We start from the raw sequence: 17,415 nt of genomic DNA, 5'->3' as shown, positions 1-17,415 counted from the left end.
AGCGTCGGCGTCCCACACCGCCCGATACAACAGGCGCTGCATCGCGTCCGGCCGGGCATGTCCGGCCTGCTCGGCCAACTGCCAGCACGTCTTCACCTCAAGCTCGGACAGCAGCCCGGTCACGAACTGTCCCGCCGCCCGACGCGGCTCCACGCGACCAAACCGGCCCGCGAAGCAGCCCAGCACCTCGGCCAACACCCGCTCCCACCGACCAACAGCTACGCTGTGGCACGCGGCCACCGCCAGATCTGATGATGTGTCCACAACGCACAGACGATCACGCGGTGGCCGCCTCGCGTCCACCCCGGTTCACCAGCAAGATCTCAAACGGCGGCTGCCGTACTAGTTGCCGAAGGTGGCGCGCAGGCTCTCGTTGATCAGGTAGTTGATCCGCTTGCGCAGGTGCCCGAGCAGCGACGCGTCCGGCATCGGCTCGTCGACGAGCAGCGTCCAGCGCAGCAGTGTGTCGTACGACCCGTCGGACTCGAGCTCGAAGCGCACCAGGGCGTCCGGTCGCCGGGGCCAGAGTGACGACCAGACGACCAGACCCGGGCAGGACGCCTCCACGATCCGCGGGGGCTGTTCGTCGTCGAGCAGCCGCGACCGCAGCCACGGCCGGGCCGGATCGCGGTCGGGTTGGGTGAGCGCCTCGAACACCACGGGTGGCGGTGGGGGCTGGGTCCGGGAGCGCTTACCGGCTTCGAGCATCACTCAGCCCGCGACGGCGAACGGCACGGACGTCACGACCCGTCCTGCCGCTGCGGCAGTTCCTCGGCCACGAAGACGCCGACGCCGTGCACGCCCTCGACCCACCCCTGCGTCTGCAAAAGGAAGATCGCCTGACGCACGACGGTCTGCGACACGCCGTGCTCCTCCTTGAGCTGCGCGGTCGACGGCAGCTTCTCCCCCGGCGCCAGCTCGCCCGACTCGATCCGCTCACGAAGATGGTCGGCCAGCTGCGCCCACTTTGCCTTGGCGGGCATCCACACTCCCAGGTCTGCACCGCCATTCGACCATGAACCACCAGCCACAACAAGTAAGACCAAGTTCGTCCTTGCTTTGTACAACAAGTTGTGTGAGGCTCAGATCGACCGGCTCCCAGGTCTGCAAACCGTGAGCTGGTCGTCCTGTGGAACCACCCGGCCGGCCACTCCCCCGGTGCCCGGCCGGGTGCCCGCTGCCCGCGACCAGCCGTCGACGGGCCCACCTGAGCAGGCCCGGGGCGGGTGCCGGGCTCCGGCCGACCAGGCGCGCGCCCGGCCGTCCCCGCCCGCCCCGGCGCCACCGTCGACGCGAAGGAGACGTCTCGTGCGGACGACAGCCACCCCACCGGTGGACGCCCTGGAAAAGGTGCTCGGCGAGCTGCCCCTGCCCTGGGTGGTCACCGTGGACGACCTGAAACTGGCGCTGCTGGCGCTGCTCGTGCACGCGCCGGAGCAGTGGCCCACCGGCCCGCTGTGCCGGGCCGACCGGACCGCGTACCCCTGCCTGCTGCACCGGTGGGCGCGGCGGGTGCTGCACTCGCGCGGCCTGCCCGACGAGCTGGTCGACGGGCTCGCCGAGCGCGACGGCCGGCTGGTCGGCGTACCCGACGGGCGGTCGTGATGCGGTGGCCGCGACGCAACGTCGCGCCGGTGCCGCTCGCACCCCGGCACCGGCGGACCTGGCGCGACGGGTGGCGTCGGTGCTCGTGCGGGCTGCGCTGGCCGGCCTGCCCGGACCGGCACGCGCCGGTCCCCACCGAACCGCCCGCCCCGCCGCCGAACACCCGGTGGTGGGAGGAGGCGACCCGGGCGAACCCGCAGGTCGGCCGGGTCGGCCGGCTCACCCCGGCCCAGACCTGGCGGGCCAACGGCGGTCGGTGGTGAGCGTCCCGCACACCCCGCTGCGCCCGCTCTGGCTCTGCCGGTCCTGCGCCGCGCCGTGGCCGTGCGCGCCGGCCCGGCTGCGGCTCCTCCAGGAGTACGCGGACGACCGGGTCACCCTCCTGGTCCACCTGGGCGGGATGCTGCACGACGCGGCGGGCGAGCTGCACCGGCTGCACCCCGACGACGGGCCGACCCCGACGCAGCTCTTCACCCGTTTCCTCGGCTGGGCAATGCGCTCAACGCATCCAGATCGGGTTCCGTACCCGAAGATATGAACATGCGGATCCTCATGGCCGGCGCGTCCGGCTTCCTCGGCACCCGGCTCGCCGACCGGTTCACCGCCGACGGGCACCAGGTCACCCGGCTGGTCCGGCGGCCGGCCCGCACCCCCGACGAGCGACAGTGGAACCCGTCCGCCGCGCAGCTCGACCCGACCGTGGTGGCCGGGGCCGAGGCGGTGGTCAACCTGGCCGGCGCGGGCGTCGGCGACAAGCGCTGGGACGACGACTACAAGCGGCTGATCCGGTCCAGCCGGGTCGACACCACCACCACCCTGGCTGTCGCCATCGCCGGGCTGCCGGCGGCCGACCGGCCGACGGTGCTGCTCAACTCCTCCGCCGTGGGCTGGTACGGCAACACCGGCGACCGGGTCGTCGAGGAGGACGCGCCGGCCGGCGAGGGTTTCCTGGCCGACGTCTGCCGGGTCTGGGAGGCCGCCACCCGGCCGGCCGAGGACGCCGGGGTACGGGTGGTCCGGCTGCGCACCGGGCTGCCGCTGCACCGCGACGGCGGCCTGCTCAAGCCGCAGCTGCTGCCGTTCAAGCTGGGCATCGCCGGGCGGCTGGGCAGCGGCCGGCAGTGGCTGCCCTGGATCTCGATGGTCGACTGGCTGGACGCCGCCGCGTTCCTGCTGGCCCGGGAGAACGTCGCCGGCGCGGTCAACCTGGTCGGCCCGAACCCGGTGACCAACGCCGAGTTCACCAGGGAACTGGCCCGGCAGCTGCACCGCCCGGCGATCATTCCGATCCCGGCGCTGGCGCTGAAGGTGGCCCTCGGCGGCTTCGCCCACGAGGCGCTGACCAGCACCCGGGTGCTGCCCGGGGTGCTGAACCGGGCCGGCTTCCCGTGGCGCCACCCGGACCTGGCCGGCGCGCTGCACGCCGCCCTGACCGAGTGAGGCCCGGGCCCTGGGTGTTTGCAGGGGCCCCTTGTTAACAGACGTCTGTTAACAAGGGGCCCCTGCTCTACCGGAAGCGTTAATAGGGGGCCCCTGCTTACATCCTCAGCAACCGATGACCCAGTAGCTGGGCCCGGTCTGCTTGAGGGTGGTCGTGTAGAAGGTGTTGTAGAGGCCCATCCGCTGGTTGCTGCCCAGCGCGTAGGCGTACCCGCCGGACTGGTAGGCGCGCCCGGCGGTCACATGGGCGTAGTTGCTGGCCGTGACGCAGGTCGGCGACGCCGTCGGGGACGGGCTCGGCGTCGGGGATGCGGTCGCCGTCGGGGTCGGGGTGGGCGACGCGCCGCCGCCCAGGCCGAAGAAGAGCGCGTCCCGGTACGTCGAGCAGATGGCGTCCAGGAAGTACGCGGCCACGTTGCCGCACTGGTCGGCGCCGGTGCCCGGGTCGACGGGCGTGCCGTGGCCCATCCCGGAGACCCGGTAGAGCCGGACGGCGTCGTTGCCGTAGACCTCCAGGCTGGTGCCGCCGGGCAGGGATGCGGTGCTGGTCGGGGTCTGCGGGACGCCGAGCACGTTGGTCCACTGGTCGCGGGACTCGACGGCGTTGGCCGGGGCCACCGTGGTGTCCGAGGTGCCGTGCCAGATCGCCACCCGGGGCCGCGGCCCGGCGTAGCCGGGGTACGCGCCCCGCACCAGGTCACCCCAGGCGGTCGGGCTCTTGTCCACCCCGGGGTTCATGCAGGAGTACGCGCTGGTGGTGCTGGTCGCGCAGCGGTACGGAAGGCCGGCGATGACCGAGCCGGCGGCGAAGACGTCCGGGTAGGTGGCCAGCATGACCGCGCTCATCGCCGCGCCGGCCGAGAGCCCGCTGACGAAGACCCGGGCCGGGTCGACGGCGTAGGTGCTCTTCGCGTAGTCGACCATCTGCTTGATCGACAGGGCCTCGCCCTGCCCCCGGGCGGTGTCGCCGGTCTCGAACCAGTTGAAGCAGGAGCTGGAGTTGTTGGACGTGGCCTGCTGGGGCACGACCAGCGCGAACTTCCACTGGTCGGCGTACTTCTGCCAGCCGGAGTTGGTGAAGTAGCCCGAGGCGTTCTGGGTGCAGCCGTGCAGCAGCACCACCGCCGGCGCGTTGGCCGGCAGGCCGTCCGGTCGGTAGGCGTACATGCTCAGGTTGCCGGGGTTGGAGCCGAAGCCGGTGACCTGGGTGAGCGTGGCGGCCTGGGCGGGCGCGGCGACGGCGACGACGGTGGCGGCGGCGAGCGCGGCCCCGGCGACCGCCCCGGCGAGTCTGGCGAGGATGGATGAGCGGCGGCGCACGGCGACCTCCCGATGAGGGTTGTGAACTGGGTCACTCCCGAGTTGCCGCGACGTTACGTCCGTGTTTCCGACCGGCGACATGGGCCGCGCTCACACATTCGCTCCTGCCGATGTGTCGGGCGGGTGGGCTTTCGTGTCTGCCCGGCGTGCCCCGTTCGGGTTGGTAACGTCCGCTGCGTGCCGAGTTCACCGTCCCTGGTCGACGGCCCCGCCCCCGCCGCGCCGGTCGCCCGCCGGGACCGCCGGGTCGACCTGGTGGTGGCGGTCGCCGCGGTGGCGCTGGCGTTCTGGGTGACCAGCGGGCTGTGGCGGGACCCGAACGGCCGGGCGATCACCGTCAACTCCAGCGACCAGGCGCTCTTCGAGTGGCTGCTGGCCTTCGGCGGGCACGCGCTCACCCACGGCGAGAACCCGTTCTTCACCCAGCTGATCAACGTCCCCGACGGGGTCAACCTCGCCGTCAACACCTCGATCACCGTCTACGCCGCGGTCTTCGCCCCGCTGACGTACCTGGTCGGGCCGCCGGCCACCTTCCTGGTGGTGCTCACGCTCAATCTCGCCGCCACCGGGCTGGCCTGGTACTGGCTGCTCAGCCGGCACCTGGTCGGCAGCCGACTCGCCGCCGGGGTGGGCGCGCTGTTCATCGCGTACTCCCCCGGGATGGTGTCGCACGCCAACGCCCACCTGAACTGGACCGCCGGCTGGCTGGCGCCGCTGCTGGCGTGGGCGCTGTTCGCGCTGGGCCGACCGGGGAACTGGGCGCGCGGCGGGGTGCTGCTCGGGGTGCTGGTGGCGGTGGCCTTCTCCATCGCCGCCGAGGGGCTCTTCTTCACCGCCCTGGCACTGGCCCTCTTCCTCGCCGTCTGGTCGGCGCACCCGGCCCGCCGGGCGCAGGCCCGGGCCGCGCTGCCGCACTTCCTGCGCGGGCTCGGGGTGACCGCGCTGGTGGCCGGGGCGCTGCTGGCGTACCCGCTGTGGCTGCACTTCGCCGGGCCGCAGCGGTTCCACGGCACCGGCTTCGACCCGATGATCCACTCGGAGGACATCGCGGCGTTCGGGGCGTACCCGCAGCGGTCGCTGGCCGGCGCGGCCGGACTGGGCACCGCGCTGGCCCCGAACCCGACCGAGGAGAACTCCTTCTTCGGGGTGCCGCTGCTGCTGCTCGCCGTGGCCTGCTTCGCGCTGCTGTGGCGGCGGGCCGCCCAGGCCCGCCGGGCCACCCTGGCCGCGCTGGGCGTCACCGCACTGGTCTTCGGGGTGCTGTCGTTGGGCCCGGAGGCGAGGTGGGACGGCCGGCGCACCGGGCAACTGCTGCCGTTCGGCGTGCTGGACAACCTGCCGGTGGTCAACGCGGCGCTCCCCTCCCGGCTGGCCCTGGTGGTCGCGCCGGTGATCGGGCTGCTGCTGGCGTACGCGATCGACAGCCTGCGCGCCGATCCGCCGCGCGCCCGGGCGGCCGGCCCGGCGTGGCTGGCCGGCTTCGCGGTGGCGCTGCTGCCGCTGCTGCCGGTCCCGCTGGCCACCAGCGCCCGCGAGCCGGTCCCGGCGTTCATCACAGCCGGCACCTGGAAGCGGCACGTCCCGCCCGACGGGGTGCTCACCCCGCTGCCGCTGACCCTCGACGTCACCCCCGACGGCCAGCGCTGGCAGGCGTACGCCCTGGCCCACCGGCAGGGCGAGTTCCGCATCCCGGCGGGCTTCTTCCTCGGCCCCGGCGGCCCGGACGGCCGGGGTCGGATCGGACCGCCGCCGCGCACCTTCGACACCCTGATGGACCAGGCCGGCCGGACCGGGCTGGTGCCGATCATCACCGACGGCAGCGTCCGGCTCTGCCGCGCCGACCTGCGCTACTGGGGGGTGACCGCGGTGGTGCTGGCCGACCGGGTGCACGGCGCGAAGTACGACCTCGACGAGGACGCTCTGCGCCGCACCGCCACCGCGATCCTCGGCCCGCCGCGACGGGTCGACGACGTCTGGCTCTGGACCGTGCCGGGTGACTGACGCAACGTCGCTCACCCCAGGTGACCGGCGGGTACGGGTCTAGGCTGGGCAGGTGAGCACGACGACTTCCGGCCTGAGCGCCGTCCGCGTGGGTGAGCTCGACTACCTGGCCGCCTGGGACGAGCAGCGCCGGCTGCACGAGGCGGTGGTGGCGGGCGAGCGGGGCGACACCGTGCTGCTGCTGGAGCACCCGAGCGTCTACACCGCCGGCAAGCGCACCGAGCCGTGGGACCGCCCGATGGACGGCACCCCGGTGGTCGACGTCGACCGCGGCGGCAAGATCACCTGGCACGGACCGGGGCAGCTGGTCGGCTACCCCATCGTCAGGCTGCCCGACCCGGTCGACGTGGTCGCCTACGTACGCCGCACCGAGCAGTTGCTGATCGACGTCTGCGCCGAGTTCGGGCTGGCCACCGGCCGCATCGAGGGGCGCAGCGGGGTCTGGGTGCCCGAGGACGACCGGGGGCCGGCCCGCAAGGTGGCCGCCATCGGCATCCGGGTCGCCCGCGGGGTGACCCTGCACGGCTTCTCGATCAACTGTGACTGCGACCTGACGTACTTCGACCGGATCGTCCCGTGCGGCATCCGCGACGCCGGGGTCACCTCGCTCACCGCCGAGCTGGGCCGCCCGGTCAGCGTCGCCGACGTGCTGCCGGTGGTGGAGCGGCACCTCGCCACGCTCGTCGCGGCCTGACGGAATCTCCTCCGCCCGTGGTGTCCCGCGGGGCACCGGGCCGATCGTCCCTATGGTGAGAGGCCAGGCGACCACGCCGGCCGCGACCGCAGGAGACGAACCATGCCCATGTACGCCGCCCTCATCTACAGCGCCGACGTCGACTGGACCCGGCCGGAGTACGCCGAGGAGATGAAGGAGTACAACGAGTTCGGGGCCGCCGCCGCGGCGGTCATCCGGGGCGGCAACGCCCTGTACCAGACGTCAACCGCCACGACCGTCCGCGTCAGCGGCGGCAAGGGCGGCGACATCCTCACCACCGACGGCCCGTACGCCGAGACCAAGGAGGCCCTGACGGGCTTCTACCTGCTGGAGTGCGCGGACCTGGACGAGGCCGTCAAGGTCGCCGCGACCATCCCGGCGGCCTGGGCCGGCGCGGTGGAGGTCCGGCCGGTCATCGAGTTCTGACGTGCCGTCCGTGCTGCCCGGTGACGCGGCGGTGGCGCGCGTGGTCCGCGACGAGCGGGCCCGCATCCTCGCCACGCTGGTCCGCGTCACCGGCAGCCTGGACCTGGCCGAGGACGCCACCCAGGACGCGGCGCTCCGCGCGCTGGAGTGCTGGCCGCGCGACGGCGTACCGGACAATCCGCGGGCCTGGCTGCTGGTGGTGGCCCGGCGGCGGGCGGTGGACCTGATCCGCCGGGAGGCGAACCGGGCGGTCAAGGAGGCGGCGGCGGTGGTCCTGTTCGACCCCGAGCCCGAGCCGCCCGCGACGGTCCGCGACGACCTGCTGCGGCTGGTCTTCACCTGCTGCCACCCCGCGCTCTCCCTGGACGCGCAGGTGGCCCTGGCGCTGCGGACCCTCGGCGGGCTGAGCACCGCCGAGGCCGCCCGGGCGCTGCTGCTGCCCGAGGCGACCCTGGCCAAGCGGCTCACCCGGGCCAAGCAGAAGATCACCCGGGCCCGGATCCCCTACCGCGTGCCGGAGGCCGAGGAGTTGCCCGATCGGCTCACCGGCGTCGCGACCACGGTCTACCTGATCTTCAACGAGGGGTACGCGGCCGGCGCGGGCGAGGACCTGGTCCGGGTCGCGCTCGCCGACGAGGCGCTGCGCCTGGCCCGGCTGCTCGTCGAGTTGATGCCGGACGAGCCGACCGTGCTCGGGCTGCTCGCCCTGCTGCTGCTCCAGGACTCCCGGCGGGCGGCCCGCACCGGCCCGGACGGCCGGCTGCTGCTCCTCGCCGAGCAGGACCGGTCACGCTGGGACCGGGCCGCGATCGTCGCCGGGGTGGAGCTGGTCGGGCGGGCCCTGCGCCGCACCCCGGACCACCCCGACCGGTACGTCGTCCAGGCCGCGATCGCCGCCTGCCACGCCCTCGCCCCGGCATACGACCGGACCCCGTGGGACGCGGTGGTCTCCTGGTACGACGTGCTGCTGACCGTGCACGACACGCCGGTGGTCCGGCTGAACCGGGCGGCGGCGGTGGCCGAACGGGACGGGCCCGGGGCCGGGCTGGCCCTGGTCGACGCCGTGGCCGGGCTCACCGGCTACCCGTGGTGGCACGCCACCCGGGCCGAGCTGCTGCGCCGCCTGGACCGGCCGGCGGAGGCGGCGGACGCGTACGACCGGGCGCTGGCCCTGGAGCTGAGCGGACCGCAGGCCGCGCACCTGCGCCGCCGCCGGGCCGGCCTGCCCGCGTAACCTGCTGGGGGTGCGCATCGACCTGGTCACCCTCGTGGTCGCCGACTACGACCCCGCGATCGACTTCTTCACCGAGGTGCTCGGCTTCGAACTGGTCGAGGACAAGCCCTCGCAGACCAACGACGGCCGCCCCAAGCGCTGGGTGGTGGTCCGTCCGCCGGGCGGGGGCACCGGCCTGCTGCTGGCCCGCGCCGACGGTGAGCGGCAGCAGGGCGCGGTGGGCGACCAGACCCACGGCCGGGTCGGCTTCTTCCTCCAGGTCGACGACTTCGACGCCACCTACCGCCGGATGGTCGAGGCGAGGGTCGAGTTCGTGAAGCCGCCGCGCACCGAGCCGTACGGCCGGGTGGCCGTCTTCCGGGACCTCGCCGGCAACCCGTGGGACCTGCTCGGCCCCGCCTGAACCCGCTCGCCCCCCTCAACCGGGAAGGACCCCCTGATGACCGACGTGATGTCACCGCAGCGGCAGATCGCCGAGGAGCTGCACGTGTCGCCGACCTTCGACGCGGCGCGGGAGATCGAGCGGCGGGTGGTCTTCCTCGCCGACCGGCTGGTCGACACCGGGCTGCGGACCCTGGTCCTCGGGATCAGCGGCGGCGTTGACTCGACCACCGCCGGCCGGCTCTGCCAACTGGCGGTGGAACGCGCCCGCGACGCCGGCCACAGATGCGAGTTCGTGGCCATGCGGCTGCCGTACGGGGTGCAGGCCGACGAGCACCACGCCCGGGCGGCGCTGGACTTCATCAAGCCCGACCGGGTGCTCACCGTCGACGTCCGGCCGGCCAGCGACGCCGCCCTGGACGCGCTGCTGGCCGCCGGGCTGACCTTCCGCGACGCCGCCCAGCAGGACTTCGTGCACGGCAACGTCAAGGCCCGCCAGCGGATGATCGCCCAGTACGCGGTGGCCGGGGCGAGCGCCGGGCTGGTCGTCGGCACCGACCACGCGGCCGAGGCGGTGACCGGTTTCTTCACCAAGCACGGCGACGGGGCGGCGGACGTCGTACCGCTGACCGGGCTGACCAAGCGGCGGGTCCGGGCGGTCGCCGCCGAGCTGGGCGCCCCGGCCGAGCTGGTCGGCAAGGCGCCGACGGCCGACCTGGAGAGCCTGGCCCCGGGCAGGCTCGACGAGGACGCCCTCGGGCTGACCTACGAGCAGATCGACGACTACCTGGAGGGCCGGCCGGTGCCCGCGGAGGTGGAGGCGGCGCTGGTGGCCCGCTACCGCGCCACCGACCACAAGCGCCAGCTCCCCATCGCCCCCGCCTGAGGCGCAAGGAGGGGCCCCTTGTTAACGCCTCCGGTATAGCAGGGGCCCCTTCTTAACAGGCGGTCAGGGCGTGAGCCGGTGCAGGTCGCGCGGGAAGGCGGTCACCTCGCGGACGTTCGCCGCGCCGGTCAGCCGGGCGACGAAGCGTTCCAGGCCGATCGCGAAACCGCCGTGCGGCGGCATCCCGTGCCGGAACGCGTCCAGGTAGCCGGCGTACGGCTCGACCGGCTCGCCCCGCGCGGCCAGCGCCGCCAGGTAGTCGGCGTGCCGGTGCAGCCGCTGCCCGCCGGTGACCAGCTCCAGGCCGCGGAACAACAGGTCGAACCCGTTCGAGTACGCCGGCCGAGCCGGGTCCGGATGGGTGTAGAACGGCCGCTTCGCCATCGGGTAGCCAGTGACGAAGAGGAACTCCGACCCGTGCTCGCGCCGCGCCCACTCCCCCAGCGCCCGCTCGTGCGCCGGGGCCAGGTCCGGCTCGTCGGCCGGCGCCCCGGCGATCTCCAACGCCTCGGTGAAGTGCACCGCGGGGATCTCCGCCGGCACCTCGGGCGCCTCGACCGCGAGGGTGGCCAGCGCGCCGCCGGCCCGCTCCCGGACCGCGTCGAGCATCCCGGCCAGTGTGTCCCGCAGCACCACCATCACGTCCCGATGGTCGGCGACGAAGCCCAGCTCCACGTCGAGCGAGGTGTACTGCGCCAGGTGCCGGGCGGTGTCGTGCGGCTCGGCCCGGAACACCGGCCCCACCTCGTACACCCGCTCGAAGACGCCCACCATGAGCTGCTTGTAGAACTGCGGCGACTGCGCCAGGTACGCGGGCCGGCCGAACCAGTCCAGCGCGAAGACGTTCGCCCCGCTCTCGGTGGACGAGGCGACCACCTTCGGGGTGTGGATCTCGGTGTGGCCGCGGGCGTCCAGCGTGGCCCGGAAACCGGCCACCGCCGCCGCCGAGATCCGCAGCGACGCCGACCGGGTCGGGTGCCGCAGCGCCGTCGGCGCGTGGTCGAGCTGGGTGGACAGGCCGGCGGCGAGCACTGGCCGGTACAGGTCGAACGGCGGCGGCACGGCGGCGTCACCGAGCGGACGTACCGTCGGGTCGGTCAGCTCGACCCCGGCGGGCGCGGTCTCGTTCGTGACGACCGTGCCGACGACCTCGACGACGGTCTCCTCGGTGAGCGCCTCGACCTGCGCGCGCACGGCGGGCGCGGCGACCACCACCTGGGTGAGACCGGTGGCGTCCCGGACGATCAGGAAGGCCACCGACTTGAGCAGCCGGCGGCGGTGCACCCAGCCGGCGACCCGCACGGTCGCGCCGACGTGGGCGGGGAGCTGGGCGGAGAGGATGCGTTGCATGGCGGTTACCTCCTCGTTCGATCGCAACGCGATCCCGGGAGGTGTGGGCGAGCGGGTCCTCGCGGTGCCACCACACCTTCGCCCCCGGTTTCCCGGGAGCCTCGTTGGTCGCCTTTTCACCGGGGCCAGCCGGGCGGGTTCTACTGGGCTGAGGTGTTAAGAGGGGGCCCTTCCTATACCGGAAGTGTTAAGAGGGGGCCCTTCCTTGCACGTCAGCTGTTCTTCCCGCGGCTCGGGAGGGTCTTCGCGCCCCGGCGCCGGACCGCCTCCCAGCACCTCGGCGGCTCTCTGCACCGGCGGGTCGGAGCGGTACTCGTCTCCGTCACAGCCGTGCCGGCACGCTAGCACCGCCGCCCCGGCGCTGTAACGGGGATTTCGGGGTGCTGGTGTCCGGTGTCACAAGGTCTGTGGCGTGACGCCGGTCGCCCGACGTTCATCGACGGCCCTCGTCCGGCGTAGGCTCGGTTTTGTGACGATCGAGCACTCCGCGCCGACGACGACGCCGCAGGCCACTCGTACCGCGACGGCCGCCCCCGAGGGGCGACGGCTGCTGCGGATCGAGGCCCGCAACGCCGAGACGCCGATCGAGCGCAAGCCGCCGTGGATCAAGGTCAAGGCCAAGATGGGCCCGGAGTACACCCAGTTGCGCGGGCTGGTCTCGCGCGAGGGGCTGCACACCGTGTGCCAGGAGGCCGGCTGTCCCAACATCTACGAGTGTTGGGAGGACCGGGAGGCCACCTTCCTCATCGGCGGCGACCAGTGCACCCGGCGCTGCGACTTCTGCCAGATCGACACCGGCAAGCCGGCCGAGTTCGACGCCGACGAGCCGCGCCGGGTCGCCGAGTCGGTGGTCTCGATGGGGCTGCGCTACGCCACCATCACCGGTGTCGCCCGCGACGACCTGCCCGACGGCGGCGCCTGGCTCTATGCCGAGACGGTCCGGCAGATCCACGCCCTCCAGCCGGGCTGCGGCGTCGAGCTGCTGATCCCCGACTTCAACGCGGTCCCGGAGCAGCTGGCCGAGGTGTTCGGCTCCCGCCCCGAGGTGCTCGCGCACAACGTCGAGACGGTGCCGCGGATCTTCAAGCGGATCCGGCCGGCGTTCCGCTACGAGCGTTCGCTGGACGTGATCCGGCAGGCCCGCGCCGACGGGCTGGTCACCAAGAGCAACCTGATCCTCGGCATGGGCGAGGAGCGGGCCGAGGTCTCCCAGGCGCTGCGCGACCTGCACTCCGCCGGCTGCGAGCTGATCACCATCACGCAGTACCTGCGCCCCTCCCCCCGGCACCACCCGGTGACCCGCTGGGTCAAGCCGGAGGAGTTCGTCGAGCTGCGCGAGGAGGCCGAGGAGATCGGCTTCGCCGGGGTGATGAGCGGCCCGCTGGTGCGCTCGTCGTACCGGGCCGGCCGGCTCTACCGGCAGGCCCTGGAGGCCCGCGGCGTGTCGGCCACCGTCTCCTGACCCCGGCGACCGTCGTCGTTCGACGGGACAACGGCCCGACCCGCCGGCTGCTAACGTGCCCGCCGCACGTCCCGACAGGGCGTCGGGAACGGACACGGGAGGGCCCATGGGCATCCGCAACTCAACGATCGTCGCGCTGACCGGTCTCGCCACGGTGGCGGGGCTGGCGATCACCCCCTCGCCCGCGATGGCGTACGGCGGCGGCTGCACCGACTACAGCCGCAACGGCTGGAACGTGGGTGTCTGCAGCTCGGACAACGGCATCCGGGTGTACGGCGACATCTACGTCAACACCCGCGGCAGCCTCGGCGGCAGGTGCTCCATCGTCATGGGGCTGTTCAAGAGCGGCGGCAGCCTGGTGGCGTCGCGGACCGACGGGTGTTACTCCGGGCACCACTCGCCGATCAGCGCCCCGATGAGCGGCGGCTGCTACTACAACAGCTTCTCGGTGAACGTCGACGGCTACCTCCGGGACAACGGGACCAGCCCCAGCAGCTGCAAGTGAGCGACGGCCGCTAGTTCGCGGCACCGATCGGCCGTGCCATCGATCCCACCCGGCCCGAGGCGGGTTCCCCCTCCGGCGGGACGTGGCACGGCCGGCCGGTCAGCCGGAGCGGACGCCGGCCCGAGGACGGCGTACCGTGCAGGACCGCCCGCTTCCACCGCGCAAGCAGGCGGCCCCGGATCCGAACGGACGGTTCGGGCTACGGCGTGGTGTCGCCCGGCCGACGGCTGATGTCACCCGCCTCGTCGTCGTTGTCGCCGTACCACACGTTGGTGCACTGAAGAGCACCCGAGTGACGGAGGCAGACCCGGACGTAGTGGTGCGCCCCGTCAATTCTCTTCGACGTCAGCTTGCCACTGCTGGTAGCCGTTTTCTCGCAGTAGTCCCACGTGCCCAGCGCCTGGATCTGCGCGGTGGTCTTGAAGTAGTGGTCTGCGGTTCCGCTCACCCGGAAGACCGAGCGGTCGATGGACACCACGTCCCCGGTGCTGGCACCGTCGACGGTCGCGACCACCGAAGCGTTGGCGACATTGGTGTATAGGTGCACCGTCTTACCGTGCAGGGTCGCCGGGTACCGCGTGTCGCCGGTCGAGCCGCTCCTGTTGACCTCTGAATCTCCCAAGGCGTTGTAGTTGCCCAGGAAGCAGGCATTCGCCGCCTCAGCTCCCGTGGGCGTCCCCGCCTGCACCACTGCGACCCCCGACACCGTCAGGAGGGAGGCAGCAGCGGCTCTTGCGACCGGAGCCAACCACTTCTTGCCGTGAATCCCCGAAATACTACGATTATTTTCCATATATAAATACTTTATGGCAAACGTCGATGAGTCAAGGTCGAACCGTCATCCCCGTTCAGCGGGACGGGTCTCAGGAACTATGCGACGAGGAGCTGCCGGACAGCAGGCCGAGCCGGTGGGCCAGCGCCGCGGCCTGCACCCGATTGCTGACGTCCAGCTTCGCGATGATCCGGGAGACGTGCACGCTGGCCGTCTTCGGTGAGATGAACAGCTGCTCGGCGATCCGGCTGTTGCTGTGCCCCTCGGCGACCAGCCGCAGCACCTCCCGCTCCCGCGAGGTGAGCAGGTCCGGCCCCGGGGTGCCCCCGCCGCGCAGCCCGACCCGCCGGGCCAGGGTGGCGACCTGCTCGGCCAGCGGCGTGGCGCCCAGGTCGCGGGCCAGCGCCGCCGCCTCGCGGACCGCGTCCGGGACCAGGTCCCGTTCACCTGCCGAGGCGGCCGCCTCGGCCAGCTCCAGCAGCGCCCGGCCCAGCGGGTAGGGCTGGCCGTCGACCCGCCACGCGGCCACCGCCGCCCGCCACGCCGGCAGCGCGGTCGGCGCCGGGGCGAGCAGGGCGGCCACGGTGGCGGCGTGCGCGCGTTCGGCCGGGTACCGGGCGGGCAGCCCGGCGGCCAGCGCGCCGACGAAGGCGGCCAGCTCCGGCACGGCGTACCGGGCGGCGGTCCGGGCCGCCGCGGTGAGCACCGGCCAGCCCTCCCGGGGCTGCTCGGGCAGGCACTCGTCGGCCAGCGCCGCATGCGCCGCCGCGACCGCCTCGGTCCGGTCGTCGGCCGCCAACGCCGCGGAGATCCGCAGCTCGTGCAGGGGCAGTCGGTGGTTCGCCCACAGGTACGGCCGGGCCAGGAAACCCAGCGCCCGGCCCACCATCTCACCGGCGGCGGCATCGCCCCGGGCCAGTCGCAGCCCGGCGCGCAGTTGCAGCCAGTGCAGGCCGGAGACGCCCGGCGGGTCGGTCCGCGCCGCCTCCGCGCAGGCCGCCTCCGCCTCGTCCCACCGGCCCAATGCGATCAGCGCCTCGGCCTGGTTGGAGAGCAGGTACGCCCCGCCGGAGCGGCTGATCCCGACCCGGCGCGCCTCGGTCACCCCCTCGCCGGCGGCGTCCGCCGACTCGGCGTACCGGCCCAGCTCGAAGAGCACGTCGGAGAGGTAAACCAGCGCGCTGACCAGCGCCGGCACGTTCCCGGCGGCCCGGGCCAGCGCCTCGGCCCGACGCAGGTCGGCCAGGCCGCGGTCGGAGTCCCGACCGAGCCGGCAGAGCATCGCGATCCGGGTGGGCAGCAGCGTGACGTCCTCGCCGAGCGCCGCCGCACCGGCCATCGCCTCGTCGGCCACCGTGACGGCCTGCTCGGGATCCACCTTCGACAGGTGCGCGGCGAGGTCGGCGAGCAGCCGGAACCGCTGCGGCCCGTCCGGCACCCCGGCCGCCAGCCGGTACGCCTCCCGCAGCTCGGCCGCGCCGTCGCTCTTGCCGAGCAGGGCCAGCAGCCAGCCCCGCCAGTCCAGCAGGCGGGCGGCGCGCAGCGGCTCGGCGTCCCGGTCGACCTCGGCCAGCGCGGCCCGGGTGAGGGTGAGCGCCCGGCCGTAGTCCCCGGCCGTGGTGGCCGCGCCGAGGGTCTCCTCCAGCACCGCCAGGTGATCCATGCCGAGCCGGTCCGCCGCGTCGGGCACCTGCTCCCAGAGCTCCAGCACCCGCTCCAACAACCGGCTCTGCTCCGCGTACGCGTACCGGTCGGCCGCCGCGGCCGCCGCCGCGCGGGCGCTGACCAGGGCCCGCGGGTGGTCGTGCGCGGCGTTCCAGTGGTGGGCGATCTCGGCCGGGGCCCGGCCGGCCGGCACCAGGTGCGGCTGCGCCTCGATGGCGGCGGCGTACCGGGCGTGCAGCCGGGTGTGCTCGCCGGGGAGCAGCTCGTCGTGCACGGCCTCCCGGACCAGGGCGTGCCGGAACTCGTAGTCCCCGTCCGGGTCGGCGACGACCAGCTGCGCGGCGACGGCGGCGCGCAACGCGTCCTCCAGCTCGGCCTCGGGCAGGCCGGCGACCTCAGCGAGGAGCTGGTGGGCGAAGCGGCTGCCCCCGGCGGCGGCGATCCGCAGCACCCGCTGCGCCGGCTCGGGAAGCCGGTCGACCCGGGCCAGCAGCAGGTCGCGCAGGGTGTCCGGCAGGGTGGCGCAGCCGACCGGGGAGCCGGCGGCGGCCAACTCCTCGATGAAGAACGGGTTGCCCTGGGTGCGGCCGTGCACCTCGTCGACGGCCCGGGCGGTCGGCTCGGCGCCCAGCAGGTCGGCCAGGACGGCGGCGGTGCCGTCCCGGTCCAGCCGGCCCAGTTCGACCCGCTCGACGCCCCGGACCCGGTCCAGCTCGGCGAGGAAGGGCCGCAGCGGGTGCCCCCGGTACAGCTCGTCGGTGCGGTAGGAGCAGACCAGCAGCAGCCGGCCCGGCCGGGCGGCGCGGACCAGGAAGCCGATCAGGTCGCGGGTGGACCGGTCGGCCCAGTGCAGGTCCTCGATCACCAGCACCAGCGGGCGGTCCTCGGCGAGCCGGTGGAACAGCCCGGCGACCAGGTCGAACAGGTAGCCGCGGGGCGCGTCGGAGTCGGCCGGGCCGCCGGGCACGGCGACGGCGAACGGCCCCCGGGCCAGCTCGGGCAGGAGGCGGGCGAACTCCGGCTCGTACCCGTCGAGGACCCCCGGGCCGTCCTGGCGCAGCACCTCGCGCAGCGCGGCGGCGAACGGCGCGAAGGGCAGCCCGGCCTCGCCCAGCTCCAGGCAGTGGCCGACCAGCAGCCGGGCGCCGCCGGCGACGGCCAGCAGCCCGAACTCGTCGAGCAGCCTGGTCTTGCCGACGCCGGCCTCGCCGCCGACCAGGACGGTGGTCGGCTCCCCGGCGCGGGCCCGGCCCAGCGCGTCACGCAGGACGCGCAGCTCGCGTCGGCGGCCGACGAGGAGGGTGCTGGCGGCGCGTACGGTCACGGCACCGAGCATGCCACGCCCCTGGCCGGCGCCGACCCGGCCGACCGGCCGGTCCCGGACCGACCCGTCGGCGTCGGCCGCCGGCCCGGCCGCCCCCGTGGCGGCCGGGCCGACGACGACCGGCGCGGTCACCGGCGGGCGTCGGTGCCGCGGGCGGCGTGCTGCCGCCGGCCGAGCCAACCGCGCGGGTGGCGGCGGGGCAGCGCCCGGGCCAGCCGGTCGGTGGCCGCGTCGGCCTGGAGCTCACTGGCGTGGGTACGGTGGATGGTGAGCATGAGGTCCGCGTCGTTGCCGAACATTCCGGTTCTCCTGTCGTGCGGTGTGCCGTT

The 17,415-nt window shown here is 74.0% G+C and carries 19 protein-coding genes and 1 pseudogene; 12 read left to right on the top strand and 8 right to left on the bottom strand.

The annotated features are described in order from the left end of the window. The 3 genes and pseudogenes from GA0070564_RS27755 to GA0070564_RS27745 all read right to left on the bottom strand — a co-directional run. Positions 1 to 183, bottom strand: a pseudogene (locus GA0070564_RS27755) (IS701 family transposase); the annotation flags it as partial. Between the two features lie 159 nt (positions 184 to 342). Then, positions 343 to 708 (bottom strand): hypothetical protein, encoded by a 366-nt coding sequence (locus tag GA0070564_RS27750; RefSeq protein ID WP_091615793.1) that lies wholly within the window; start codon positions 706 to 708, stop codon positions 343 to 345. Positions 709 to 740: 32 nt separating this feature from the next. After that, complete coding sequence (locus tag GA0070564_RS27745; protein ID WP_091615835.1) at positions 741 to 983, bottom strand: winged helix-turn-helix domain-containing protein; 243 nt, start codon at positions 981 to 983, stop codon at positions 741 to 743. Positions 984 to 1,308: 325 nt separating this feature from the next. Here GA0070564_RS27745 and GA0070564_RS27740 point away from each other — a divergent pair, with 325 nt between their 5' ends. Genes GA0070564_RS27740 through GA0070564_RS27725 form a run of 4 tightly spaced genes read left to right on the top strand, consistent with a single transcriptional unit; the run spans position 1,309 to position 3,045 of the window. Beyond that, positions 1,309 to 1,605, top strand: a complete 297-nt coding sequence (locus GA0070564_RS27740) for a hypothetical protein (RefSeq protein ID WP_245670318.1) — start codon at positions 1,309 to 1,311, stop codon at positions 1,603 to 1,605. Between the two features lie 29 nt (positions 1,606 to 1,634). Next, entirely contained in the window at positions 1,635 to 1,868 is a 234-nt protein-coding gene (locus GA0070564_RS27735) for a hypothetical protein (protein ID WP_141714888.1), read from the top strand. Continuing rightward, entirely contained in the window at positions 1,865 to 2,143 is a 279-nt protein-coding gene (locus GA0070564_RS27730) for a hypothetical protein (RefSeq protein WP_091615832.1), read from the top strand. Before GA0070564_RS27735 ends, GA0070564_RS27730 begins: the two co-directional genes overlap by 4 nt. A 2-nt stretch (positions 2,144 to 2,145) precedes the next feature. Continuing rightward, on the top strand, positions 2,146 to 3,045 hold the full coding sequence (locus GA0070564_RS27725) for a TIGR01777 family oxidoreductase (RefSeq protein WP_091615783.1): 900 nt from the start codon (positions 2,146 to 2,148) through the stop codon (positions 3,043 to 3,045). Between the two features lie 105 nt (positions 3,046 to 3,150). On the opposite strand, the gene GA0070564_RS27720 is transcribed toward GA0070564_RS27725, so the two are convergent. After that, the gene (locus GA0070564_RS27720) at positions 3,151 to 4,365 is read right to left on the bottom strand and encodes an extracellular catalytic domain type 1 short-chain-length polyhydroxyalkanoate depolymerase (RefSeq protein WP_091615780.1); all 1,215 of its coding nucleotides are present in this window, start codon (positions 4,363 to 4,365) and stop codon (positions 3,151 to 3,153) included. Positions 4,366 to 4,542: 177 nt separating this feature from the next. Between GA0070564_RS27720 and GA0070564_RS27715 the strand changes: the two genes are divergently transcribed. The 6 genes from GA0070564_RS27715 to nadE all read left to right on the top strand — a co-directional run bounded on the left by GA0070564_RS27715 (position 4,543) and on the right by nadE (position 10,008). After that, positions 4,543 to 6,366 carry a DUF6311 domain-containing protein gene (locus GA0070564_RS27715; RefSeq protein WP_091615776.1) on the top strand — a complete coding sequence of 608 codons (1,824 nt, stop codon included), beginning with the start codon at positions 4,543 to 4,545 and terminating at the stop codon, positions 6,364 to 6,366. 52 nt (positions 6,367 to 6,418) lie between these two features. Continuing rightward, complete coding sequence (gene lipB, locus GA0070564_RS27710; RefSeq protein WP_091615773.1) at positions 6,419 to 7,060, top strand: lipoyl(octanoyl) transferase LipB; 642 nt, start codon at positions 6,419 to 6,421, stop codon at positions 7,058 to 7,060. 102 nt (positions 7,061 to 7,162) lie between these two features. Continuing rightward, a complete protein-coding gene (locus GA0070564_RS27705) occupies positions 7,163 to 7,507 on the top strand; it encodes a YciI family protein (protein WP_091615770.1) in 345 nt (114 codons plus the stop codon). Between the two features lie 10 nt (positions 7,508 to 7,517). Next, positions 7,518 to 8,741: an RNA polymerase sigma factor gene (locus tag GA0070564_RS27700; protein ID WP_091615831.1), complete on the top strand. Its 1,224-nt coding sequence runs from the start codon at positions 7,518 to 7,520 to the stop codon at positions 8,739 to 8,741. 10 nt (positions 8,742 to 8,751) lie between these two features. Next, complete coding sequence (locus GA0070564_RS27695) at positions 8,752 to 9,144, top strand: VOC family protein (RefSeq protein WP_091615767.1); 393 nt, start codon at positions 8,752 to 8,754, stop codon at positions 9,142 to 9,144. Between the two features lie 36 nt (positions 9,145 to 9,180). Then, a complete protein-coding gene (nadE, locus tag GA0070564_RS27690; protein WP_091615763.1) occupies positions 9,181 to 10,008 on the top strand; it encodes an ammonia-dependent NAD(+) synthetase in 828 nt (275 codons plus the stop codon). A gap of 63 nt (positions 10,009 to 10,071) precedes the next feature. Here nadE and aspS read toward each other — a convergent pair whose 3' ends face one another. Next, complete coding sequence (aspS, locus tag GA0070564_RS27685) at positions 10,072 to 11,358, bottom strand: aspartate--tRNA(Asn) ligase (RefSeq protein WP_091615759.1); 1,287 nt, start codon at positions 11,356 to 11,358, stop codon at positions 10,072 to 10,074. A 412-nt stretch (positions 11,359 to 11,770) separates the two neighbouring features. Here aspS and lipA point away from each other — a divergent pair, with 412 nt between their 5' ends. Together lipA and GA0070564_RS27675 are read left to right on the top strand one after the other, a co-directional pair. Further along, the gene (lipA, locus tag GA0070564_RS27680; protein WP_091615756.1) at positions 11,771 to 12,820 is read left to right on the top strand and encodes a lipoyl synthase; all 1,050 of its coding nucleotides are present in this window, start codon (positions 11,771 to 11,773) and stop codon (positions 12,818 to 12,820) included. A 106-nt stretch (positions 12,821 to 12,926) separates the two neighbouring features. Continuing rightward, positions 12,927 to 13,325, top strand: coding sequence for a hypothetical protein (locus GA0070564_RS27675; RefSeq protein WP_091615753.1), 399 nt, complete (start codon positions 12,927 to 12,929; stop codon positions 13,323 to 13,325). 199 nt (positions 13,326 to 13,524) lie between these two features. Here GA0070564_RS27675 and GA0070564_RS27670 read toward each other — a convergent pair whose 3' ends face one another. The 3 genes from GA0070564_RS27670 to GA0070564_RS29555 all read right to left on the bottom strand — a co-directional run bounded on the left by GA0070564_RS27670 (position 13,525) and on the right by GA0070564_RS29555 (position 17,385). Beyond that, positions 13,525 to 14,118, bottom strand: a complete 594-nt coding sequence (locus GA0070564_RS27670; protein ID WP_141714887.1) for a hypothetical protein — start codon at positions 14,116 to 14,118, stop codon at positions 13,525 to 13,527. A 70-nt stretch (positions 14,119 to 14,188) separates the two neighbouring features. Continuing rightward, entirely contained in the window at positions 14,189 to 17,218 is a 3,030-nt protein-coding gene (locus GA0070564_RS27665) for an ATP-binding protein (RefSeq protein WP_245670317.1), read from the bottom strand. Further along, complete coding sequence (locus tag GA0070564_RS29555; protein WP_176730874.1) at positions 17,215 to 17,385, bottom strand: hypothetical protein; 171 nt, start codon at positions 17,383 to 17,385, stop codon at positions 17,215 to 17,217. Before GA0070564_RS29555 ends, GA0070564_RS27665 begins: the two co-directional genes overlap by 4 nt. Between the last annotated feature and the right edge of the window lie 30 nt (positions 17,386 to 17,415).

The organism is Micromonospora mirobrigensis (assembly GCF_900091555.1).
GTDB lineage: Bacteria > Actinomycetota > Actinomycetes > Mycobacteriales > Micromonosporaceae > Micromonospora > Micromonospora mirobrigensis.
Note: the sequence above shows the minus strand (reverse complement) of the source record. Positions and strands in the feature narration are given on the sequence as shown.